At 64.7% G+C, this 20,281-nt stretch carries 15 protein-coding genes; 9 read left to right on the top strand and 6 right to left on the bottom strand.

Annotation, left to right across the window (positions count from 1 at the left end; all coding sequences use genetic code 11):
• Nucleotides 1-38 precede the first annotated feature (38 nt).
• The 5 genes from ACNJX8_RS34885 (at nt 39) to ACNJX8_RS34905 (ending at nt 6,005) form a co-directional block, all read left to right on the top strand.
• Nucleotides 39-941, top strand: coding sequence for a VOC family protein (locus tag ACNJX8_RS34885; RefSeq protein WP_439358383.1), 903 nt, complete (start codon nt 39-41; stop codon nt 939-941).
• Entirely contained in the window at nt 941-2,545 is a 1,605-nt protein-coding gene (locus ACNJX8_RS34890; protein WP_439362021.1) for a bifunctional 3-(3-hydroxy-phenyl)propionate/3-hydroxycinnamic acid hydroxylase, read from the top strand. Before ACNJX8_RS34885 ends, ACNJX8_RS34890 begins: the two co-directional genes overlap by 1 nt.
• On the top strand, nt 2,542-3,390 hold the full coding sequence (locus tag ACNJX8_RS34895; protein ID WP_439358384.1) for a fumarylacetoacetate hydrolase family protein: 849 nt from the start codon (nt 2,542-2,544) through the stop codon (nt 3,388-3,390). Before ACNJX8_RS34890 ends, ACNJX8_RS34895 begins: the two co-directional genes overlap by 4 nt.
• A 110-nt stretch (nt 3,391-3,500) precedes the next feature.
• Complete coding sequence (locus ACNJX8_RS34900; RefSeq protein ID WP_439358385.1) at nt 3,501-4,826, top strand: MFS transporter; 1,326 nt, start codon at nt 3,501-3,503, stop codon at nt 4,824-4,826.
• A 108-nt stretch (nt 4,827-4,934) separates the two neighbouring features.
• Complete coding sequence (locus ACNJX8_RS34905) at nt 4,935-6,005, top strand: hypothetical protein (protein ID WP_439358386.1); 1,071 nt, start codon at nt 4,935-4,937, stop codon at nt 6,003-6,005.
• 29 nt (nt 6,006-6,034) lie between these two features.
• Here the strand turns inward: ACNJX8_RS34905 and ACNJX8_RS34910 are convergent, their stop codons facing one another.
• Entirely contained in the window at nt 6,035-6,826 is a 792-nt protein-coding gene (locus tag ACNJX8_RS34910) for an ABC transporter substrate-binding protein (RefSeq protein ID WP_439358387.1), read from the bottom strand.
• A 235-nt stretch (nt 6,827-7,061) separates the two neighbouring features.
• Here ACNJX8_RS34910 and ACNJX8_RS34915 point away from each other — a divergent pair, with 235 nt between their 5' ends.
• Nucleotides 7,062-8,255, top strand: coding sequence for an efflux RND transporter periplasmic adaptor subunit (locus ACNJX8_RS34915; RefSeq protein WP_439358388.1), 1,194 nt, complete (start codon nt 7,062-7,064; stop codon nt 8,253-8,255).
• A gap of 11 nt (nt 8,256-8,266) precedes the next feature.
• Complete coding sequence (locus ACNJX8_RS34920; protein ID WP_128937856.1) at nt 8,267-11,425, top strand: efflux RND transporter permease subunit; 3,159 nt, start codon at nt 8,267-8,269, stop codon at nt 11,423-11,425.
• 171 nt (nt 11,426-11,596) lie between these two features.
• Here ACNJX8_RS34920 and ACNJX8_RS34925 read toward each other — a convergent pair whose 3' ends face one another.
• Entirely contained in the window at nt 11,597-13,858 is a 2,262-nt protein-coding gene (locus ACNJX8_RS34925; RefSeq protein WP_439358389.1) for a cation:proton antiporter domain-containing protein, read from the bottom strand.
• A 391-nt stretch (nt 13,859-14,249) separates the two neighbouring features.
• Nucleotides 14,250-15,422, bottom strand: coding sequence for an MFS transporter (locus ACNJX8_RS34930; RefSeq protein ID WP_128936135.1), 1,173 nt, complete (start codon nt 15,420-15,422; stop codon nt 14,250-14,252).
• Between the two features lie 59 nt (nt 15,423-15,481).
• Here ACNJX8_RS34930 and ACNJX8_RS34935 point away from each other — a divergent pair, with 59 nt between their 5' ends.
• Together ACNJX8_RS34935 and ACNJX8_RS34940 are read left to right on the top strand one after the other, a co-directional pair.
• Nucleotides 15,482-16,279, top strand: a complete 798-nt coding sequence (locus ACNJX8_RS34935; protein ID WP_249757856.1) for an AraC family transcriptional regulator — start codon at nt 15,482-15,484, stop codon at nt 16,277-16,279.
• Between the two features lie 282 nt (nt 16,280-16,561).
• Nucleotides 16,562-17,914, top strand: coding sequence for a malonyl-CoA decarboxylase (locus tag ACNJX8_RS34940; protein WP_249757857.1), 1,353 nt, complete (start codon nt 16,562-16,564; stop codon nt 17,912-17,914).
• Nucleotides 17,915-18,242: 328 nt separating this feature from the next.
• Here ACNJX8_RS34940 and tarD read toward each other — a convergent pair whose 3' ends face one another.
• The 3 genes from tarD to ACNJX8_RS34955 form a co-directional block, all read right to left on the bottom strand.
• Nucleotides 18,243-19,412 (bottom strand): D(-)-tartrate dehydratase, encoded by a 1,170-nt coding sequence (gene tarD / locus ACNJX8_RS34945; RefSeq protein ID WP_439358391.1) that lies wholly within the window; start codon nt 19,410-19,412, stop codon nt 18,243-18,245.
• A gap of 136 nt (nt 19,413-19,548) precedes the next feature.
• Nucleotides 19,549-19,791: a DUF3297 family protein gene (locus ACNJX8_RS34950; protein ID WP_035730878.1), complete on the bottom strand. Its 243-nt coding sequence runs from the start codon at nt 19,789-19,791 to the stop codon at nt 19,549-19,551.
• A gap of 11 nt (nt 19,792-19,802) precedes the next feature.
• Entirely contained in the window at nt 19,803-20,279 is a 477-nt protein-coding gene (locus tag ACNJX8_RS34955; protein WP_439358393.1) for a glutathione peroxidase, read from the bottom strand.
• Nucleotides 20,280-20,281: the final 2 nt, after the last annotated feature.

Here is a 20,281-nt window from a genome sequence, read left to right on the forward strand (position 1 = left end):
TATTCGGGTGCGGCCCTCTGCCTTGACGAGGAAGCCCGATGTCCGATTTTCCGGTGGTCGCGTTGCGCAGCGTCGAGATTGCGACGCCGCGCCTTGGCGTCTCCGCCGACTTCTATACGAAGGTCTGGGGCCTCGATGTCGCAGCCGAAGCCGAGGGCACGGTCTATCTCGCCGCGACGGGCGCGGATTTCCACGTTCTCGAGCTCTCGCAGGGCGAGCGGACTGCGCTCTGCAAAGTCACTTTTCGCGTCCGCTCGCGCGACGATCTCGACCGCCTGTTCGCGCGCGCACGCGAGGCGGATTGCGAGATCATCACGCCGCCCGGGCCATCGCACGCGCCATCGGGCGGCACGCACTTCGTGATCCGCGAGCCGCAGGGCTGCTGCATGGAGTTCGTCCACGGCGATCGCACCAAGACGGCGCGCATCGTGGCTGATCGCCCCGAGCGGCTCGCCCACGTCAACATCAACAGCGCCGACATCGAAAAGCTCTCGACGTTCTACCAGCAGGTGCTCGGCTTTCGCCTGACCGACCGCTCGAAGCTGATGGCATTCCTGTGCTGCAACAGCGATCACCACGCCGTCGTGCTCGCGGAAGCACCAAGCAACGGTCTCAACCACGTCGCCTTCTTGATGCCGGATCTGGAGTCGGTGATGCGCGGCTCCGGCCGCATGATTGATCACGGCTTTCCGATCGGCTGGGGAGTCGGCCGGCACGGGCCCGGCGACAACGTGTTCGCCTATTTCATCGATCCGGACGGGGTCGTCATCGAATACACCGCCGAAGTCCTCCAGGTCGACGACAGCTATCGCGCGAAGGGGCCCGAGGAATGGGTCTGGCCGCCGGGACGCACCGACCAATGGGGCATTGCGCCGCCCAAGAGCGAGGCCTGCAAGACCGCGCAACTCTCCGTGCTCTTCGATAGGGATCGCCGCGCATGATGATGTCCGCCGCCACCGCGGATTACGATGTGCTCGTCGTCGGCTTCGGACCGACCGGCGCCGTCGCGGCCGGGCTGCTCGGCCGTCTCGGCCATCGCACGCTGGTCGTCGATCGCCTCACCGACATCTACGACAAGCCACGTGCGATCGCGCTCGATCACGAGATCTTTCGTCACTTCGACAATATGGGATTGGCCGATGCGATCGCGCCCCATGTCGAGCCCTTCACCGCCTCCGAGCATTTTGGCGTCGACGGTCAATTGATCCGGCGCGTCCACATGATCGAAAAGCCCTACCCGCTCGGCTACACGCCCAGCATGGTGTTCAGCCAGCCGCCGGTCGAGGCCGAGCTGCGCCGTCACGCCTTGAGCTTTTCTTGTGTCCGTGCCGAGCTCGGCGTCGAGCTGATCGATCTCGTGCAACGGACAGACCGCGTCGGGGCGACGTTGAAGGATGCGGCAGGACAATCGCGGACGGTGACGGCGCGTTACGTCCTCGGCTGCGATGGTGCCTCGAGCACGGTGCGACAGATCGCCGGCATCGTGCTCGAAGACCTGATCTTCGATGAGCCCTGGCTCGTGGTCGACGTCCGGGTCAATCAGGCCGCGCTCGCAAAGCTGCCGCAGAACTCCGCGCAGTTCTGCAATCCGACGCGCCCCGTCAGCTTCCTGATCGGCCCTAACAACCATCGCCGCTGGGAGATCATGCTGCTGCCGGGCGAAGACCCCAGGCAGACGGCGCGGCCGGAAAATGTATGGAAGCTGCTCGCACCGTGGCTCGCGCCGGAGGATGGCGAATTGTGGCGCGCGGCATCCTATCGTTTCCACGCCCTCGTTGCCGCTGATTGGCGCAACGATCGCATCATCATCGCCGGCGATGCCGCGCATCAACAGCCACCCTTCATCGGCCAGGGCATGTGCCAGGGCCTGCGCGATGCGACCAATCTCGTCTGGAAGCTCGATTCCGTGCTGAGGGGCGTCTCGCCCGACATCCTGCTCGACAGCTACACGGCCGAGCGCAAGCAGCACGTGATCGAGCTGACCGGAAAGATCAAGGCGATCGGCCAGTCGATCTGCGAGCGTGATCCGGCCGCCGCGCGACGCCGCGATGCGCAGATCCTGATTGCAGGCGGCGGCAAGCCGCTCGAAATCACGCGGCAGGAGATCATCCCGCCGCTCCGCACGGGCTTCCTGGCCGATCAGGATGGAGCCGCGCGCGGCAGCCTGTTTCCGCAGCCTCAGGTCCTGCACGATGGCGCGCCTTGCCTGCTCGATAAGATCACCGGACCCCGCTTACGCGTGCTCATCGACGGCCGCCGCAGCGAGGCCCCCTCCCTAATGGCGCTCTGCGCCGCGCATCGGCAGTTGATCGCGACGACAATCGCGCCTGCCGGCGCCGATGCATCCGGCGTGCTCGAAGAGACCGACGGCGTACTGGCCGGCTGGTTCGACCGCCACGGCGTCGTGGCCGCGATCGTACGGCCCGATCATTACGTGTTCGGGGCGGCGCGCAACGCGGCCGAGCTCGGCAGTCTCTTGCACGAGGTCACTTCGCGCCTGCACGGCCATCCCGATCCGGATTTCAAAATGGAGAAGACAGCATGAAACTCGCGACCGCTGCGATCGACGGACGGACGACCTGGGGCCTCGTCGAGGGCGACAATTTCCTCGATGTCGGCGCCGTGCTCGCCACCCGCTATGCCGATCTGAGGGCCGCCATCGCCGGTGCGCTCGCAGGCGTCGCGGACGCGAAGCCCAAGGCGGACGCCACGCCGCTTGCGGGGCTCAGCTGGCTGCCGGTCGTTCCGAACCCGGACAAGATCCTGTGCGTCGGCCTGAACTACGAGACGCACCGGAAGGAAACCGGCCGCCCCGAGGTCGAGCACCCCACCATCTTCTCGCGCTATTCCAACAGTCAGACCGGGCATCTGAAGCCCATCATCCGGCCGCGCGTCTCGACCCATCTCGACTTCGAGGGCGAGCTCGCGGTCATCATCGGCAAGGGCGGACGATACATCTCCCGCAGCGAAGCGATGGGTCACGTTGCCGGCTACTCCTGCTACAACGACGGCAGCATCCGCGATTTCCAGCGCCACACCCACCAGTTCACGCCGGGCAAGAATTTTCCCGATACCGGCGCGTTCGGCCCGTGGATGATGACGCCGGACGAGCTCGGCGAGCTTGGCGAGCTCAAGCTCATCACACGTCTCAACGGGCAGGTCGTGCAGGAAGCGCAGATCAAGCACATGATCTTCGATATCCCGCGCCAGATCGAATATTGCTCGACCTTCACCCGGCTCGAGCCCGGCGACGTCATCGTCAGCGGCACGCCCGGCGGTGTCGGCGCCAAGCGCACCCCGCCGCTCTGGATGAAGCCCGGCGACGTCGTCGAGGTCGAGGTCGAGAAGCTCGCAATCCTGCGCAATCCGGTCGTCGACGAGGCGCGGTGAGCGCCATTTGACAAGTCTTTGCATCCTGGGCGGCGGCGAGGCCTGCCTCGTTCCGCCGCCAGGCCGGCGCGCCTAGAGACGACATAAGCAAAAGCAGAGAGGGGAAACGTATGAGCAACACTGCCGAGGTCATAACCGGGGCGACCAGTCGCGCCGAGGCGGCACCAATCACGCCGGCGTTCCGTAAGCTCGTGATCGCATCCTCGCTCGGATCGGTGATCGAACACTACGATTTCTTCATCTACGCCTTCACCGCCCCCATCGTGTTCGACCGCTTCTTCTTTCCGAAGATGGATTCGACGGCGAGCATGCTGGCGGTCTACGCGACGTTTGCAGTCGGCTTCGTCGCCCGCCCGCTCGGCGGCATGGTGTTCGGCCATTACGGCGATCAGCTCGGCCGCAAGGCGATGCTGACGATCACCTTCGTGCTGATGGGTGTCGCGAGCTTCCTGATCGGCTGCCTGCCGAGCTACGATTCGATCGGGCTCCTGGCGCCGATCGCGCTGGTCGCCTTGCGCTTCGTGCAGGGGTTTGCCTTCGGCGGCGAATACATGAACGCGGTGTCGCTGACGCTGGAGAATGCGCCGTCAGCAAGACGCGGATTCTTCGCCTCCTTTGTCAACGCGTCCGGTCCGATCGGCGTGATCCTGGCCTCCGGCTTCATCGCCTTGCTCGGTTTCGTCTCGACCCCGCAGGATTTTGCGCAATGGGTCTGGCGCGTGCCCTTCGTGCTCAGCCTCGTTCTGGTGGTGCTCGGCACCTACATCCGCCTCCAGGTCGACGAGTCGACCCTTTTCAAGGCGGTCCAGGCCTCAGCCGCGCGGCAGAGGGCACCGCTGCTCGACGTGGCGCGGTCGTGGAAGAAATCGGTGCTGTTCGGCTGCCTCGCCAATATGGCGCACAGCACGTTCCAGTACATGAGCACGGTCTTCGTGCTCGGCTATGCCGTCAAGTCGCTCGGCATGGCGCAGTCCAGCGTCACCTTCGGGACGATGGTCGCCAACGTGCTGGAAATGTGCATGGTGCCGCTGATCGCGGCCTATTCGGATCGCTTGGGCCGCCGCCCGTTCATCGCGCTCGGCATCCTGCTGGCGGCGGCGTGGTACCCGATCTACTTCCAGCTCGTCGCGACCAAGGACCCGACACTGCTCGTCATGGGCCTGGTCGTCTCGATCGGAATCATTCACGCCATGATGTTTGCGCCGGAAGCAGCCTTCACGGCGGAGCAGTTTCCGACAGAGGTTCGCGTCAGCGGCTCCTCGCTCGGCAAGCAGCTCGGCATCATCCTGGGCGGCGGCATCGCGCCCCTGGTCGGCACCGCCCTGATGGGATCGAGCGGCAGCTTCACCCCTGTGATCCTCTACTTCGAGGCGATCGCGGCCTGCGCCTTCATCGGCATCCTGCTCGCCCCGGAAAGTTCGAAGCGCGCGCTATAGGTGGAGAGGGCAGCCGTCGGCTCAGGAGAGGAGAGATTGTATCTCGCCAGCCTCCGCGTCTGATGCTTACGTTCCGTGGCGACGATTCGACAGCTGCCGGGGAACCGCATGGGACCGAGATATCTTGTTGCCGCTGCCTTGACGGCGCTCGCCCTCTTGACGGCACCGGCCGTCGGACAGCAGGGCACGCTCACGGCGAAACAATCCGAGGCGCTCGCCGCCTACGAGCGGGCGCTCGCCGACTTCAAGTCGGTCCTGGCCGAGCGGCGGCGCCAGATCGAGGCGAAGCAGCCGCTGCCGAACCTGCCGGGACAGGCGCTGTATCTGGCGCGCGTCGCCGTCATCAGCACCTACAAGGATCTCACTGACGCCATTCCCGCTAGAATCGGAAAGCCCAATAAGTTCGAGATTCCTCCGGCCTATTTCGACGCCGACATCGAACCTTTGATCGACGAATATTCGAAACTGTTCGACATCATGGAGGCGCCGCCCGCCAATGCGCAGAACTCGCCGACGCCGTTCAAGGACGTCGTCGATCTCGCCACGGCGATCGCGCGTGCCAAGGGACTTGCACCTGGCCACGCGCAGGCTGCGGGGCGCATCAGCCTCGGGCTGTTCTTTGCAGAAACCAACGGCAAGCAGAATGTTCGCAACGGACGCTCGAACACCTATATGGGCAGCTTCCAGACCGGCCCGTCCGAGGACCGCAACGGCCGCAGGAAATGGGAAGCCATCAAGAGCGCGGTCGCAGCGCTCGATCCCGAACTGAGCGCGCGCGACGACAAGGAGGAGGCGCGCGCCCGCGGCTCCGATCACCGCTTCAATCACTGGACCAACGTGCGCGACGGCCTGATGAACGCGCATGCCGATCTGTTCCGGGAGATCCCGGGAATCGTGAAGACGCTGCCCGACCCGATCGACCAGATGAAGCTATTCGAGCTGATCCAGATCGTGCCCACCCCGACCAGATCCGCGCTCAAGTCGGGCGATCTCCTGAACTACAGGGTGTCGAGCCCCACGATCATGAAGCACCTGCGCAACAACAGCATCTTTGCTTTCGGACAGGCCGACCGGGCGCGAGCCTCCGCAAGCTTCCGCGAGATCCTTGCCGCGATGTGGCTGTTCAATCGGAAGTTCGAGCGCGCGATGGCGAAGTACGCGGAGATCAGGGGGCGCTGACAGATCGGCGCGCCGCAACGTGGGTCATGCTATTCCGTCCGGATCGGCGAATCCTTCAGGCCGTTGTTGTCATAGGCCTTGCGCAGCGTGCCGTTCGTGGTGGCCTCCGTCATGAATTTGGTGACCAACGCCAATGCCTGGCTGTGGCCGGGCGGGACGGCGACAGCGGTCACGGTCTTCTTGAAGGTCTCGTTGAGCACCTTTGTCCCCGGAATCTTCTGCGCCATCTTGTTGAGCTGGTCGCGCGACAGCGCGAAGGCATCGATCTCGCCGCTCTTCAGCAGGCCGAAGATCTCGTCATAGGTCTGATAGCCCGTGACCTTCGCGTTCTTCAGATGCGCGATGGCGCCGCGCATGGTGGTGGTGGCATTGACGGCCGCGACCTTGACGCCCGCCTGGTCGAGCGTGGCAAAGTTGGCGATGTTCGAACCGGGTTTGACGATATAGGTGGCGTCGGCGACCTCGTAGATCGGGCCGAACATCATCTTGGTCTCGCGCTCGGGATCCTTGGGAAGCCAGGTGACGTCCCATGTGCCTTTCGAGGCGGCGTCGGTGATCTGGCCGGAATTCTGATGCACGACATATTCGACGGGCACGCCGAGTTGCGCCGCCAACTCCTTGCCGAGATCGACGGGAACGCCGGCATAGCCGGCCTCGGTCTTGGTCGACCAGAACGCACCGCCCGCCGGGCTGATCGCGATCGCAACCCGCAGCTTGCCGGTCGGTGCGATCTCGTCCTTCAGGCCATCAGCTAGCGCGGGCATGGCGACCGCCGCTGCGAGAACGAGGCTGGCAAGGGCCGACTGGAGCGACGTGGGCATGTCATGGTCTCCTCACCTTTTCTTCTTCTGAATGCAGAACGTCGGTCACATGGCCTTTGACACAATTCTGGTCGATCGTGCGCTCAGTGAAAAGCCATTTGTCATGACAAACCTGTCAAAGGCCACGCCGCCGTTTGCAGTGCAAGGCCGCTGACTGCCATGGCTATGGTGTTCCACGGACGGGCATTTGTTGGTAGCCTGCCGCACCGACAGACAGCAACCCGGGGGCCACCGAATGACACGCGCGAATCCCGCATCTCCGGCACGATGTAAGGAAGCGTGGAGACATGTCGGGCGAGCCTTGGTAACGGCAATCGCCGTGATCGCGCTTGCCGGCTGCGAGGACAAGAACACCTTCGTGGCGCCGCCGCCGCCCAAGGTGGACGTGGCAAAGCCGGTGCAGCGCGCCGTGACGCGCTATGTCGAAGCCACCGGCAACACCGCGCCGATCAAGAGCGTCGATCTCGTCGCGCGCGTGCAAGGTTTTCTGCAATCGATCGACTATCAGGACGGCAGCTTCGTCAAGCAGGGCACCCAGCTCTTCACCATCGAGCCGGAGACCTACAAGCTCAAGGTCGAGCAGGCGAAGGCCGCGGAGGTCGGCGCGCAGGCCACCGTCAAGCAGGCCGAAGCCGATTACAAGCGCCAGGTCGAGCTCGTGCAGCGCCAGGCGGTCTCGCAATCCACCCTCGACACGTCGACATCCACCCGCGACAACGCGCAGGCCAGTCTGCAGCAGGCCCAGGTCAACACCAGGCTCGCCGAGGTCAATTACAGCTATACCAAGGTGACGGCGCCGTTCGACGGCATCGTCAGCGCGCACCTGGTCTCGGTCGGCGAGCTCGTCGGCGTCTCCTCCCCGACCCAGCTCGCGACCATCGTCGCCCTCGACCCGATCTGGGTGAACTTCACCGTCAACGAGCAGGACGTCCTTCGCATTCGCGCCGAAGCGGCCCGCCGCGGCCTGACCGTCGCCGACCTCAAACAGTTGCCGGTCCAGGTGGGCCTCCAGACCGAGACCGGCTATCCGCATGAAGGCCACCTCGACTACGTCTCGCCGACCCTCAATACATCGACGGGCACGCTCGCGGTGCGCGGCGTCGTGCCCAACGACAAGCGGGTGCTGCTGCCCGGCTACTTCGTCCGCGTCCGCGTGCCCTTCGACCAGGAGAAGAGCGCCCTGCTCGTCCCCGACACCGCACTCGGCAGCGACCAGGGCGGCCGCTACCTGCTGGTGGTCAACGGCGACAACGTCGTCGAGCAGCGCAAGGTGCAGATCGGCCCCGTCGACAACGGCTTGCGCGTGATCGAGAGCGGTCTGAAGCCGGACGACCGCGTGGTGATTGCGGGACTGCTGCGGGTGATCCCGGGCCAGAAGATCGACCCGCAAGTGACGAAGATCGAGCAGCCGCAGGCCTCTGCCAAGTAGGAGCGCCGGCCATGATTTCAAAATTCTTCATCGAGCGGCCGGTCCTCTCGAACGTCATCGCGCTCCTGATGATCCTGATCGGCGGCGTCGCGCTGTTCAATCTCGCGATCGCGCAATATCCCGATGTGGTGCCGCCGACCGTGCAGGTCACCACGCGCTATCCCGGCGCCAGCGCCAAGACCGTGATCGACACCGTGGCGCTGCCGATCGAGCAGCAGGTCAACGGCGTCGAAGACATGCTCTACATGCAGTCCTACAGCGGCTCCGACGGCACCTATACGCTGACCGTGACCTTCAAGATCGGCACCGACCTCAATTTCGCGCAGGTGCTGGTGCAGAACCGCGTCTCCAGCGCGCTGGCGCAATTACCGCAGGCGGTGCAGAACCAGGGCGTCACCGTGCAGAAGCGGTCGACCTCGATCCTCTTGTTCGTGACGCTGACCTCGCCCGACGCGAAGTACGACAGCCTGTATCTGAGCAACTACGCCACCATCAACATCCGCGACGAGCTCTCGCGCCTGCCCGGCGTCGGCAACGTCACGGTGTTCGGCGCCGGCCAGTATTCGATGCGGGTCTGGCTCGATCCCAACAAGCTGCAAGTCCGTGGCCTGGTGCCGCAGGACGTCATCAACGCGATCCAGCAGCAGAGCCAGCAGGTCTCCGCCGGCCAGGTCGGTGCGCCACCGACGCCGCCGGGCCAGGCGTTTCAGTACACGCTCAACGTCAACGGACGGCTCGACGACACCAGCCAGTTCGAGAACATCATCGTCAAATCGGGCACCAGCGGCGACGTCACGCGCGTGCGCGACGTCGGCTGGGTCGAGCTCGGCGCGCAGACCTATAGCCAGATATTCTCGCTCAACAAGCAGCCCGCGACCGGCATCGGCGTATTCCAGTCGCCCGGCGCCAATGCGCTCCAGGTCGAGCAGGCGGTCGAGAAGAAGATGGCGGAACTCGCCAAGCACTTCCCCGAAGGCATCAAATACGACACGCCGTTCGACACCACCAAGTTCGTGGAGGCCTCGGTGCACGAGGTCTACATGACGCTGATCGAGGCCGGCCTGTTGGTGCTGGTCGTGATCCTGGTGTTCCTGCAGGACTGGCGCGCCATGCTGGTGCCGGCGACTACCGTGCCGGTGACCATCATCGGCGCCTTCGCCGCGATGGCGGCGCTTGGCTTCACCATCAACATGTCGACGCTGTTCGCGATCGTGCTGGCGATCGGCATCGTGGTCGACGACGCCATCGTCGTGGTCGAGGGCGCCGCTCACAATATCGAGCAGGGCATGAATGGGCACGACGCCGCGATCAGGGCGATGGACCAGCTGTTCGCGCCGATCGTCGGCATCACCCTGGTGCTGATCTCGGTGTTCTTGCCGGCCTCGTTCCTCGCAGGACTGACCGGGCGCATCTATTCGCAATTCGCGCTGGTAATCGCCGCGACCGCGCTTCTCTCCGCCATCAACGCGGCGACCTTGAAACCGACGCAGTGTGCGCTCTGGCTGCGGCCGGCGGTGCCGCCGGAGCAGCGCAATTTCTTCTACCGCGGCTTCAACGCCGTCTATAACCGGCTCGAGCGCGGTTACACCCGCCTGATCGGCTTCCTGGTCCGGCACGCCACCGTCTCGGTCGCGGTGGCGCTGGTCCTGATCGGGATCGGCGGCTACGGCCTATCGCGGGTGCCGACCGGTTTCCTGCCGATCGAGGACCAGGGCTATCTGATCGCTGCCGTGCAGCTGCCCGACGGCGCCGCGCTGGAGCGAACCCAGACGGTGCTCGACAGAGCGAGCGAGTTGATCAAGGACACTCCAGGCGTCCAGCAGGTCATCACCATCGCCGGCATCTCCGCGCTCGACAACAGCGCCAGCCTTGCCAATGCAGGCGTCGCCTACATCATCCTGAAGGACTGGGAAGCCCGCAAAGGGCCCGGCGAGGATCTGCGCTCGCTGGTGTACGGGCTCAACGACAAACTCGCGACCATCATGGAGGCGCGCACCATCGTGCTACCGCCGCCGCCGATCCAGGGCATCGGCAACGCCGCGGGATTTTCGATGCAGGTCGAGCTGCGCGACGGCAACAGCGATTTCGCCAAGCTGCAGGCCATCACCGGGGCGATGGTCAGTAACGGCCAGAGCCAGAGCGCGCTGCAACGCGTGCAATCCTCGTTCCGCTCGTCAGTGCCGCAATTCAACGTCGAGATCGATCGCGTCAAGACCCAGACGCTGCACGTCACCACCGATCAGGTGTTCTCGGCCCTGTCGACCTATCTGGGCTCATCCTACGTCAACCAGTTCAACAAGTTCGGCCGCGTGTTCCAGGTCTACACCCAGGCTGATCCGGCCTTCCGCGTCACCGAGCGCGACATCGCCAACATGCAGGTCCGCAACTCGAACGGCGACATGATCCCGATCGGCACCGTCGCCAAGATCACGCCGGCCACCGGCCCGTCGCTGATCAGCCTCTACAACCTCTATCCATCGTCGACCGTCATCGGCCTGCCGGCGCAGGGTTATTCCTCCGGCCAGTCGCTGAAGCTGATGGAAGAGATCGCAGACAAGACGCTGCCGCCGGGCACCGGCTATGAATGGACCGCGATGTCCTACCAGGAGAAGGCGGTTTCCAACCAGATCTACTGGGTGTTCGGCCTCGCCATGCTGCTGGTCTATCTCGTGCTCGCCGGCCAGTATGAGAGCTGGTACGCGCCGATCTCGGTGATCCTCGCGGTGCCGCTGTCGCTGCTCGGGCCGATGCTGATCCTCAGCGGCCTCAAGATCGACAACAACCTCTACTGCCAGATCGGCTTGATCCTGCTCATTGCGCTGTCGGCCAAGAACGCGATCCTGATCGTCGAGGTCGGACTGGAGCTGCACGGCCGCGACGGCAAGCCGCTCCTGGATTCCGCAATCGAGGCGGCGCGCGCCCGCTTCCGTCCGATCCTCATGACTTCGTTCGCCTTCATCCTCGGCGTGGTGCCCCTGGTGCTCGCCACCGGCGCCGGCGCCAGCGCGCGAAAGTCGATCGGCATCACCGTGTTCTCGGGCATGCTGGCCTCGACCTGCCTCGCAGTGCTGTTCGTGCCGGCCTTCTTCGTGGTGGTGCAGCGCTTCGAGAATTGGCGCGCGTCGAAGAAAGCGCCGAAGGCGAAGGTGGTCGCGGAGGTGAAGACCTGAGAGTGTCGGTACGATCAGCGGCGCGGCGTTCTCGGTGTAACCTCTCCCGCTTGCGGGAGAGGTCGGCACGTAGCGCCGGGTGAGGGCTCTCTCCTCTGGGGAAGTGTCCCAATGTGGAGACACCCTCTCCCCAACCCTCTCCCGCAAGCGGGAGAGGGAGCGCACCGTCTTCTACGCCTTTTCCGCCGGTGCCTGTCGCGCCTCGCCGCTCGAGACCAGCAGCACGGACACCTTCGACTGCCTCAACACAGCGGCGGCGACGCTGCCGAAGGAGAGATGCTCGGCCTGGATCCGGTCGACGCCCATGACCACGAGGTCGACGTCGGTGGTATCGATCTCGCGCAGGATCGCCGTCTCCGGCGCGCGGTTCACGCGTAGCGTCGTGGTGATGTCGACGTCGTAACGGGCGGCGAGATCGCTGGTGTCCTTGAGGATGCCCGTCTCCTGGCTCAGTCCGCGAGAGGTGCCGCGCTGCGCGCCCTTGTCGCGCGTCGTCGTCACATAGATCACCCGTAGCGAGCCTGAGCCGGCCTGCGCCAGCGCCACCGCGACCTCGGCGCCGCGCTTGGAGACGCCGCTGCCGGAGACCGGAACGAGGATGTTGAGCGCGTCGGGCACCGGCTGCTTCAGGTGCCTGCCCTTGGCCACCACGATCGCGAGCGGCCCCTCGAACTCGGCGGCGATGTCCTCGATCTTGCGGTCGAAGCGATCCTTGGCGGCAGCGACCTTGTCGATGCCGACGACGAGAAGGTCAAAGCCTTTGCGCGCTTCGTCGGCAATGGTCTCGCCGAGCTCCGCGCGCCTGGTCCGGGTGACGACATCGACGCTGCCGGCTTCGCCGTCACCATTGGCGGAGACGGTTGCGGCCGCCTTCTTCACCACGGCTTCGTGGCTCTCGCCCTCGCCCTTGTCCTGCTCCCTGGTGCGCTCGCCGATGTGCAGCACGGTGATCGGCAGGCCGCGCATGCCGGCAATCACGCCCGCGACATGCGCGGCGAAGGTGGCGTTGACGCTCTCGTCCACCGCGAGCAAGGGACGTTCGAGATTGGCGATGAAGCCACGCTTCTCGAATTCTTCCCGCTCCAGCCGTTCCTTCTCCTCCTCGTTCACCGGCAGCTTTGCCAGCGCCGCGCGCAGCATCGGCGGCATCGCCATCGTGGTCAGGATCGCCATGGTCACGATCATCGTGAACAGGTTCTGGCTGAGCACGCCGATGGAGAGGCCGATGGTGGCGATGATGACCTCGGTCGAGCCGCGCGCGTTCATGCCGCTGGCGAGCGCCAGCGATTCCCTCGCATTCAGCCCGCCCAGGGTGCCGCCGACGAACGCGCCGCCGAACTTGCCGACGCTGGCGATCACGACCAGCAGGCCGGTGAGCATCAGGAGATTGGGATCGCGCAGCACCGAAAGGTCGGCGCTGAGCCCGGCGAGGCCGAAGAACACCGGCATGAAGAAGCTCGAGATCAGGCCGCGCAGGCGCTCGTCGATCTGCCGGGTCAGGATCGGGGACTCCCCGACCAGGATGCCGGCGACGAAGGCACCTAGCACGGTGTGGACGCCGATCAGATGCGTGATCATTGCCATGACGCTCATTAGCAGCAGGATCACCGTGATGACGGCCGCCGCGCTGACGAGATTGTCGTTGGCCCAGCGGATCAGCTGGAACACCAGGCGGCGGCCGATGGTGAAGCTGACGGCCAGGAAGGCGAACGTTCCCAGCATGGCCTTGGCCACGGAGGCGATATCGAGCGTGCCGTGCGAGGCCAGGCTGAAGATGACGGCGATGATGATCCAGCCGATGGTGTCGTCGATGACGGCGGTCGCGACGATGATCTGCCCGACATTGCGGCGCATGAAGTTCATCTCGCGCACGACCACGGCGACGATCTTGACCGAGGAGATCGACAGTGCCGTGCCCATGAACAGCGAGGCCACGAGGCGCGCGTGCGGATCGGGCAGCAGCGCATCCGGCAGGAACTCGCCGAGCGCAAAGCCGAAGGCGAAGGGCACGAGGATGCCGGCAATCGAGATCGCGATCGCCGCCCTGCCGACCCTCCGGACCAGCTTGAGGTCGGTCTCCATGCCGGTCAGCAGCAGCAGCAGCAGAATGCCGAACTGGGCGATGCCGTCGATCATCGCCTTCTGCTCGGGCGTCTTCGGGAAGATCGCGTGCTGCGCCTCGGGCCAGATCCAGCCGAACAGCGACGGCCCCAGGATGATGCCGGCGAGCAGTTCGCCCATCACCGAGGGCTGGCCGATGCGCTGCATGATCTCGCCGAGACCGCGGCCGACCCCGATCAGCAAGACGATCTGCGCCACCAGGAGGAATTCGGACGGGCCGGCCGATTTGCCGCCCTCAGCACTCGCCGCAATGGTGGTGAGGACAAGCGCCGCGGGGACAAGGCCGACCGGTCGGAGCAGGCTCCACTGCATGCGGGTGTCATTCCCCCTTCATCTGCCCGGCGAAGCGCCGGCGCAACAGGAATAGAACCCGCGGGAGGCGGAGGGAGTTCCGGCTTTGCGCTGCCGGGCCTTGGGGGTGCTTCAACAAAAAATGCGAAAACAACCCCATGCACAGTAGAACAGCGTTGTTGGCGTTGAGGTTTTCCGGCGGTTTGACACGTCGGGCAAAACACCGGCAGAATGGCATCATCGGCAGGCCGTGCCGCCACATCCCACATCCCCCATCATTGCGACTGTTCTCTGTCATTGCGAGGAGCTCTTGCGACGAAGCAATCCAGAGTCCCTCCACGGAAGATTCTGGATTGCTTCGCTGCGCTCGCAATGACGGTGTGGCGTGAGCAGTGCACCTCACGATGGCGCTTCACGCCGCCTGAGGCGCCCGGATCTCGCGCGGCAGGATCAATGCGGCGGCGATCGCGAGCAGGCAGAGGGCGGCGAAGGCGTGCAGCATGGTGACGAAGCCGCCCTGCTCGTAGAGCCAGGCGACCAGGCCGACCGAGGCACCGGCCGCGGTAAAGCCGACGAAATAGCGCACGGCATAGGCGCGCGAGCGCCACTCTTCCGTGGTGTATTTGCCGACCATGGCATCGTTCACCGTGACCTGCCCGAACGCGCCCATGACGATGCCGATCGAAACCACGATCAGCGGCAGATTGGACAGGCTTGCGGCCAGATACAGGAACGGCGCCAGCATGAAGGATAGCGGCAGCGCCACCGTCTTCAGCGAGTAACGGTCGAGTAGCCGCCCGATCGTGTACTGCGTCATCGCGCCGAACACGTAGACACCGGCCGCGATGACACCGAGCAGCGCCGGGCTCTTGGTCAGGTCCGCGAGCCGCTCGGCGAACAGTTTCGGCAGCGCCACGGTGACGGCGTTGAAGGTCGTCGAGATCGCGACCACGACGATCAGCAGCGACAACACCACGCGCCACATGTCCTGCTTGGCGACGCGCGCCTGCGCCGCTGCCTGCTTGGAGCCCTTGCGGTCCTCGTGGACGACCGTCAGCGCAAACGCGATGCCGATCAGGATGGTGACGATGCCGGGAACGATGAAAGCAAACCGCCAGCCGAGATATTGGCCGATCACGCCGGTGACCAGCGCCGAGGAGGCGACGCCGAGATTGCCCCAGACGCCGTTGAGCCCCATCTCGCGGCCGAGCTTGTCAGCATAGGACACGATCATCGCGGTGCCGACGGGATGATAGATCGAGGCAAACATGCCGATCGCGAGCAGCGCCGCGCCGAGCTGCGCCGGGGTCTGCACGAAGCCGACCGCGATCATGGAGGCGCCGATGCCGACGAAGAAGATCAGCATCATGTGGCGGCGACTCCAGCGGTCCCCGAGCCAGCCGGTGAGCAGCGAGCCCGCGCCGAAGGCGACGAAGCCCGGCGTCGCGTAAGGCAAGAGTTCCGAATAGGCCATGCCGAGCGCCGGCCCCATGATGATAACGGCGGCGGCAAAGATCAGCATCGAATAATGGTCGATGAAATGGCCGGCATTGACGAAACTGATGACCCGGCTGGGGCTGTTCATACGAATCCTCTCCTGCTCCGAAATGAGTTATATGTCCTGGGCATGACGGGATGCTGCCAATGACTGTCGTCGAAACGCCAATCCTCCGGGAGGTCCGGGGCAACCACCGCTCGACCGCGGGCGTGCACCTGGTCGCGCGCGACTATCCCAAGGGGTTGCGGATCGACCCGCACTTGCACCGCGAGGCGCAGCTGATCTATGCCGCCAAGGGCACCATGCAGGTGACGACACCCGGAGGGCGCTGGCTGGTGCCGCCGGACCGCGCGGTCTGGGTGCCCGCCGGGCTCGAGCACGCTATCGACCTGCTCGCCGACATCGAGATGCGCACGCTGTATTTCGATCTGCCCTGGCTGAAGCGCGAGCAGCAATATGAGGGACTGACCAAGGAGTTCGTGGTCCGGGTGTCGCCGCTGCTGCACCAGGCGATCCTGGCGCTGTTCGATGCGGGCAATACCGAGGCGCGGACCGAGCTGCTGGTTCGTCTCGTGATGCTGGAATTGCACCAGGCCGAGGATTCCACGACCTTCGTGCCGCTGCCGCGCGAAGTGCGCTGCCGCCGCGCCGCGATGATCGTGCTCGACGATCCTACCGGCCTGCACGACATCGACACGCTGGCGCGCGCGGTCGGAACCTCCGCGCGCACGCTGTCGCGGCTGTTCTCCACGGAAACGCAGCTGAGCTTCAAGAGCTGGTGCCAGCGCGCAAGGATTGCGGCGGCGATCCAGCGACTATCGACGGATGCGAACGTGTCGGTGAAGCAGCTTGCGACGCAGCTGGGCTATGCCAGCGTGCCGGCGTTCTCGGCAGCGTTCCGGCAGGTGACGGGGCGGACGCCGACGGAATTTGCGGGGAAGTAGGCTGCTATTCCAAATTCGGCGTCATTGCCCGCGAAGGCGGGCAATCCAGTATCCAGAGACGGCGCGGCTTGAACCGAGAAGCCACGGCGTACTGGATGCCCGGTCAAGCCGGGGCATGACAGCGCGTTGCGTGGCGTCACACAACCCTCGCGGGGCATGACAGCATTCTCGAAACGCACAGCCCAACTAAAGATGCCGCATTCCCCTGCTTGATTGTCATCGGCTTCCGCCTAAATCCCATGTAAGCTTCCGCATCGCACAAACCGGAATCGAAAAGTCCAGATGGCCAACGCCTTCTTCTCCGACCTGCTCGCCACCATCTCCGAGCGCGGCCGCACGCTGCTTCGGCGCGGCGACGGCTCGGATACCAAACCAGACGCCGCCGGGCTGATGGCGCTTTGCGACGCGCTGCTCTCGGGCCGGGGCGAAGCCTCGGGCACGGCGATGGCGCGCGAGGTGCTCGATCTCTACCAGGAGCTGGATGCGGCCGGACGCCGCGCTTTCTTCGAGGCGCTGGTGCGCGATTTCGGCCCCGATCGGGAGCGGCTGTCCAAGGCGATCGAGAAATGGCGCGCCCAGCCCACCGACGAGGACGCGAGCTCGCTGCATTTCGCTTCCGAGCCGCGACGGCAGGAGCTGATCCGCCGCCTCAACCGCGCGCCGGGCGGCACCGGCGACCTCGTCAGCATGCGGGCCGATTTGCTCGGCATGATGAACGGGCACACCGATCTCGCTGCGCTCGATCGCGACGTCTCGCATCTTCTCTCTTCGTGGTTCAACAGGGGGTTTCTCGTGCTGCGCAGGATCGACTGGTCAACCCCGGCCAACATCCTCGAAAAGATCATCCGTTACGAAGCCGTGCATGAGATCTCCGACTGGGACGATCTGCGCCGCCGCATCGATCCGGTCGACCGCCGCTGCTACGCCTTCTTCCACCCTGCGATGGTCGACGAGCCCCTGATCTTCGTCGAGGTGGCGCTGACCGAGACCATCCCCGGTGCGATTGCGCCGCTGCTCGCGGTGGACCGCCAACATCTGCCGATCGAGCGCGCGCGCACTGCCGTGTTCTATTCGATCTCCAACACCCAGCGTGGCCTTGGCGGCATCTCGTTCGGCAGCTTCCTGATCAAGCAGGTGGTCGAGGAGCTGCGCCGCGAGCTGCCGAAGCTCGACACCTTCGTGACGCTCTCGCCGGTTCCGGGCTTCATGCAATGGGTGAAGCAGGACAAGGACCTGCCGCTGTCGGACGAGGACTGCGAGACGCTGAAGCGTCTCGACGATCCCAAATGGTTCGAGCATCCCGAGACGACAGCGCTGCTCCGCAGCTTGCTGGAGCCGCTCGCGGCGTACTATTTCCTGAAGGCACGCACGCCGAAGGGCAAGCTGATCGACTCCGTCGCCCGCTTCCATCTCGGCAACGGCGCCCGGCTCGAGCGCATCAACTGGCTAGGGGACCTCTCACCGAAGGGCATGCGCGAGTCTGCCGGTGTCATGGTCAACTACCTCTACCGCCTCGACGACATCGAGAAGAACCACGAAGCCTACGCCAACGACGGCGAGGTCGTGGCGTCCAGCGCGGTGAAGAAGCTGCTGAAGGGCGAAGGACGGCGGCTCTTGGATATGCGGTTGTCGTAAGGGGCGCTTGCTCGCGCCACCGTCATTGCGAGGAGCTCGCGACAAAATTGCGCAGCAATTTTGCGCTGATGCGACGAAGCAATCCAGACTGCCTCCGCAGAAAGCCTCTGGATTGCTTCGCTGCGCTCGCAATGGCGGAGTGTGTTGCAGCAGCTCGTGTATCTCAACCTGCCGTTCGCCGCGGACCAAGGCGTCCGCAGTCGCGCTCGCTCTTTCCATCGTCATTGCGAGGAGCTCTCGCGACGAGGCAATCCAGACTGCCTGCGCGGAAAAACTCTGGATTGCTTCGCTGCGCTCGCAATGACGGAGTGTGTGGCGACCAGGCGGGCTACTCCGCCAGCGCCTTCATTTCCTTGTAGAGATCGGATTTGCCCTCGAAGCCGATGCCTGCCAGCTCGGGCATGGTGATGTGGCCGTTCTCGACGCGGACGCCGTCCGGGAAGCCGCCATAGGGCTGGAACAGGTCAGGGTAGCTCTCATTGCCGCCGAGGCCGAGGCCGGCTGCAATGTTGAGCGACATCTGGTGGCCGCCATGCGGGATGCAGCGGCTGGGCGACCAGCCGTAGGTCTTCAGGACTTCCAGCGTGCGCTGGTATTCGCACAGGCCGTAGGACAGCGCGCAGTCGAATTGCAACCAGTCGCGATCGGGGCGCATGCCGCCGTAGCGGATCAGGTTGCGGGCGTCCTGGTGGCTGAACAGGTTTTCGCCGGTTGCCATTGGGCCGGGATAGAACTCGGCGAGCGCGGCTTGTAGTGCGTAGTCGAGGGGATCGCCGACCTCCTCGTACCAGAACAAGGGATAGTCGCGCAGCATTTTTGCGTAGGCGATGCCGGTCTCGAGGTTGAAGCGGCCGTTGGCGTCGACGGCGAGCTGCGCATCCTTGCCGATCTCCTTCAGCACCGCCTCGATGCGGGTGCGGTCCTCCTCGATCGGCGCACCGCCGATCTTCATCTTCACGACCTTGTAGCCGCGGTCGAGATAGCCGCGCATCTCGCCGCGCAGCATCGAGAGGTCTTTGCCGGGATAGTAATAGCCGCCGGCGGCATAGACGAACACGCGCGGATTGGCGGTCACGCCGTGCCGCTCGGCAAGCAGGCGAAACAGCGGCTTGCCCGCGATCTTCGCCACCGCGTCCCACACCGCCATATCGATGGTGCCAACCGCGACCGAGCGCTCGCCATGGCCGCCCGGCTTCTCGTTGGTCATCATCGCGGCCCAGACCTTGTCGGGGTCGAGATTGTCGCCGGCGGCATCGAGCAGCGAGTTCGGATCAGCTTCGAGAATGCGCGCGGCAAAGCGCTCGCGGATCAGGCCGCCCTGCCCGTAGCGGCCGTTGGAGTTGAAGCCGTAGCCGACGACGCGCTTGCCATCGCGCACCACGTCGGTGACGACGGCGACCAGGCTCGTCGTCATCTTGGTGAAGTCGATATAGGCGTTGCGGATCGGCGAGGAGATCGGTTTGGTGATTTCGCGGACGTCGACGATGCGGACGGACATGGGGTTGGCCTTTCACTTTCGTCATTGCGAGAGAAGCGAAGCAATCCAGGCTGCTACCCGCGGAAGGACTCTGGATTGCTTCGTCGCAAGGGCTCCTCGCAATGACGAGGAGAGAGCGGCGCGCGCTCAGCTCAAACTATTTCTTATCCCTGAAATACGGCTCGACGGGACCATGCACCTTGATGGTCAGCGGGTTGCCGTAGCGATCCTTGGCGTTGCCGGCGGTGACGCGGACCCAGCCTTCGCTGATGCAGTATTCCTCGACATTGGTCTTCTCGATGCCCTTGAAGCGGATGCCGACGTCGCGCGCCAGGATGTCCGCGTTGTAATAGGGGCTGTTCGGATCGACCGACAGGCGGTCCGGAAATTCGTCGCTCATGATTGTTTCGCTCACAGCAGTGTTTCGATTTGATTGCGCAATCCTTCGGGCCGCGCGGTCGGCGCGTAGCGCGCGACCACCTTGCCGGCACGGTCCACCAGGAATTTGGTGAAATTCCATTTGATGGAGGCGCCCAAGAGCCCGGATTGCTGCCGTTTCAGGTACTCATACAGAGGGTGTGCGTTGGCGCCGTTGACGTCGATCTTCTCGAACAGCGGAAAGGTGACGTCGTAATTGGTCGAACAGAACGCCTGGATCTCGTCCGCCTGTCCCGGCTCCTGCGCGCCGAACTGGTTGCAGGGAAAGCCGAGCACCGAGAAGCCGCGCGGCGACAGATCGCGATAGAGATCCTCGAGGCCGCGATATTGCGGCGTGAAGCCGCATTTGCTCGCGGTGTTGACGATCAGCAGCACCTGTCCCTCGAAACGGCGCATCGGCACTTCCTCGCCGGCGAGCGAGTTGGCCTTGAAGTCGTAGATGGCGGCCATCG

The organism is Bradyrhizobium sp. SPXBL-04 (assembly GCF_051853035.1).
Classification (GTDB): Bacteria; Pseudomonadota; Alphaproteobacteria; order Rhizobiales; family Xanthobacteraceae; genus Bradyrhizobium; species Bradyrhizobium zhanjiangense.

Bases quoted from the DNA above. Each gene is read 5' to 3' on its own strand.
- ACNJX8_RS34950 (WP_035730878.1), bottom strand. From the start codon at position 19,791: ATGAGCGACGAATTTCCGGACCGCCTGTCGGTCGATCCGAACAGCCCC.
- ACNJX8_RS34935 (WP_249757856.1), top strand. From the start codon at position 15,482: ATGACTGTCGTCGAAACGCCAATCCTCCGGGAGGTCCGGGGCAACCAC.
- ACNJX8_RS34910 (WP_439358387.1), bottom strand. From the start codon at position 6,826: ATGCCCACGTCGCTCCAGTCGGCCCTTGCCAGCCTCGTTCTCGCAGCG.
- ACNJX8_RS34940 (WP_249757857.1), top strand. From the start codon at position 16,562: ATGGCCAACGCCTTCTTCTCCGACCTGCTCGCCACCATCTCCGAGCGC.
- ACNJX8_RS34925 (WP_439358389.1), bottom strand. From the start codon at position 13,858: ATGCAGTGGAGCCTGCTCCGACCGGTCGGCCTTGTCCCCGCGGCGCTT.
- ACNJX8_RS34890 (WP_439362021.1), top strand. From the start codon at position 941: ATGATGTCCGCCGCCACCGCGGATTACGATGTGCTCGTCGTCGGCTTC.
- ACNJX8_RS34915 (WP_439358388.1), top strand. From the start codon at position 7,062: ATGACACGCGCGAATCCCGCATCTCCGGCACGATGTAAGGAAGCGTGG.
- tarD (WP_439358391.1), bottom strand. From the start codon at position 19,412: ATGTCCGTCCGCATCGTCGACGTCCGCGAAATCACCAAACCGATCTCC.
- ACNJX8_RS34905 (WP_439358386.1), top strand. From the start codon at position 4,935: ATGGGACCGAGATATCTTGTTGCCGCTGCCTTGACGGCGCTCGCCCTC.
- ACNJX8_RS34885 (WP_439358383.1), top strand. From the start codon at position 39: ATGTCCGATTTTCCGGTGGTCGCGTTGCGCAGCGTCGAGATTGCGACG.
- ACNJX8_RS34920 (WP_128937856.1), top strand. From the start codon at position 8,267: ATGATTTCAAAATTCTTCATCGAGCGGCCGGTCCTCTCGAACGTCATC.
- ACNJX8_RS34900 (WP_439358385.1), top strand. From the start codon at position 3,501: ATGAGCAACACTGCCGAGGTCATAACCGGGGCGACCAGTCGCGCCGAG.
- ACNJX8_RS34930 (WP_128936135.1), bottom strand. From the start codon at position 15,422: ATGAACAGCCCCAGCCGGGTCATCAGTTTCGTCAATGCCGGCCATTTC.
- ACNJX8_RS34955 (WP_439358393.1), bottom strand. From the start codon at position 20,279: ATGGCCGCCATCTACGACTTCAAGGCCAACTCGCTCGCCGGCGAGGAA.
- ACNJX8_RS34895 (WP_439358384.1), top strand. From the start codon at position 2,542: ATGAAACTCGCGACCGCTGCGATCGACGGACGGACGACCTGGGGCCTC.